The sequence below is a fragment of the Leptolyngbya sp. CALU 1928 genome (genome assembly GCF_056784215.1).
On the sequence record NZ_JBXBCE010000016.1, the window covers coordinates 1 to 2,061 of the forward strand.

A 2,061-nucleotide genomic window follows, 5' to 3' on the forward strand; every position below is an offset into this window, starting at 1 on the left:
CAGCGATCGGCTTCATTCGGTCTACTGAGGTGACCCGTAGTAAGGAAGGTGAGGCTCATCCACACTTTCATGTGTTGATGCTGGTTCCTAGTTCCTACTTTGGCGGTCATTACATCAAGCAGGACGAATGGAGAGAACTATGGAGGTCAACACTCAGGGCAGATTACTTGCCTGTCGTCAATGTCAAAGCAGTGAAGCCGGCACCAGGGCGTGACCCTGCTGAAGGAATTGCGATCGCCGTTTTAGAGACCGCTAAATACGGGGTTAAAGAGTCTGACTTGCTGCATGAACAGGCCTGGCTGATTGAACTTACTAAGCAACTGCACAAGACCAGGGCAATGTCAGTCGGTGGTGTCATACGCCAATACCTCAACGAGGAAGAACCTGAGGATTTGACTCATCTGGAATCAGAGGAAGACAATCCAGATCCAACAATAGATATTTGGTTTGGTTGGCGTGAAATGGTGAAACGATATGTTAAAACTGAAAGATGTTAACAACTTTATGATACTCTACAGAAATCCGTTAACAGGTTTCTGGACTATGAATAAACCAAAGGGTGGTAGAGGGCATAAAGCACCTTATGAGACAACTCATGTACGTATTCCTGTTCCCATCTTGGAAGAGGTTGAACGGTTAAAGCAACGGTATCACTCAGAAGATGCAAATGAGCCTGTAAACTTGGTAACAAGTTTTGAAGAGGCTATCATTTTAGCAAAAGATATCCTCACTCAGAAGAAGAGTGCTAGAGTGTCACTAGAGAAGCTGTTAACAGCTTTGTATCAATCTGAAGTCAAGCTTTAACGAGCGCCTCTTGTGAAGTGGTTGCACACTCCACAAGACACGACTTCTCCAAGCAACCGAATCTTGCCAGGAGCAAAACCATGTTACCTAAGACATCGCTAATTGATGCCCTCGACTCACTCGATCGCCTTGAAGCAATTCGGGCATACCTGCTAGAAGGAACCCTGGATCAGATGCCAGTTGACCACGGAGACAGACAACTTGTTCAATTTCATTGGTTGCTCGATTTATGTTCTGACTGCTTCCAAGAAGAACTGGAGAGTCTCCGGGTTCTAGTGCAAAGTCTCGATACTCAGTCAAGGGCGTGCAGTGTACCCACGGAACGGCGTAGCGAACCCTTGATTGAAGAGGACTAAACCACGCTTTTAGTCCGCCCTCTGGTTTGCTTCAAACCGGAGGGCATGGCAAGCGCCGAGCGTTAATTGCTCCATATTTACATAACCATCTAGCGATATATCCAGGGTGTTCATCCAGGGTGTTCAATCTGGGTTTCGTACAAAACTGGTTGATGCTCTCTCAGCAATCAATAATCTCTGTTTATTTTTGTGAATACTATTTGTACAGAGTGAATATCGGGGTTTAAACCCCAACGTCTGTTTTGTCCGATCGTTGCCCTTTTCAATCGTTCAAAATGCCCTGCGATCGCCCCTGTTTTTGACCACTTCCACCTTATCTTGATTATTAAGGGATAACTCCAAGATTGAGCGGAGGACAAAAGACCTGCTATCAAAGCTTTTGAAGTGCTTGCATAATGAAACGACCCCATGTAGATTGGGAGGTGTCTTACTCCATCCCTTACACGAGGTCTTATGCCTGATGAATCAGGCTTAAATTCTGACTTCTATCTTACCGATGTTTCCACCAAAGACAAACCGTGGGATGTCCACCGAAAGAATGCAGCAGCAGTTCAAACGCTCTATCAGGGTTCAGACTTCCAGACTTACGCCGACAGAATTAAGCAATGCTCTACGCTGTTGGGGTTTGCTCTAGAGGCTCAGGATAGCGGTGAATTCAAGCTCAAACTACAGCAGTCACAGTTTTGCAGAGTTCGACACTGCCCTGTTTGCCAGTGGAGACGATGCTTAGTGTGGAGGGCTAGATTACTGACTGCTATCCCTAAAGTCGTGGCAGCCTATCCAAAACATCGATGGGTATTCCTAACCCTGACCGTGCGTAATTGCCCCCTAACGGAGCTAAAAACGACCTTGCAGCAGATGAACAAGGCATGGAACCGTTTAGCACTTAGAAAACAATTCC

The 2,061-nt window shown here is 46.1% G+C and carries 4 protein-coding genes; all 4 read left to right on the plus strand.

Translation table 11 applies throughout. From position 1 onward, the window contains the following. Positions 1 to 497: protein rep (locus AC1S5B_RS22715; RefSeq protein ID WP_482037951.1), on the plus strand; the 497-nt coding region annotated here is incomplete at its 5' end. Between the two features lie 46 nt (positions 498 to 543). Then, positions 544 to 804 (plus strand): hypothetical protein, encoded by a 261-nt coding sequence (locus tag AC1S5B_RS22720; protein ID WP_482037952.1) that lies wholly within the window; start codon positions 544 to 546, stop codon positions 802 to 804. Positions 805 to 884: 80 nt separating this feature from the next. Continuing rightward, entirely contained in the window at positions 885 to 1,160 is a 276-nt protein-coding gene (locus tag AC1S5B_RS22725; RefSeq protein ID WP_482037953.1) for a hypothetical protein, read from the plus strand. Positions 1,161 to 1,613: 453 nt separating this feature from the next. After that, positions 1,614 to 2,061: protein rep (locus AC1S5B_RS22730; RefSeq protein ID WP_482037954.1), on the plus strand; the 448-nt coding region annotated here is incomplete at its 3' end.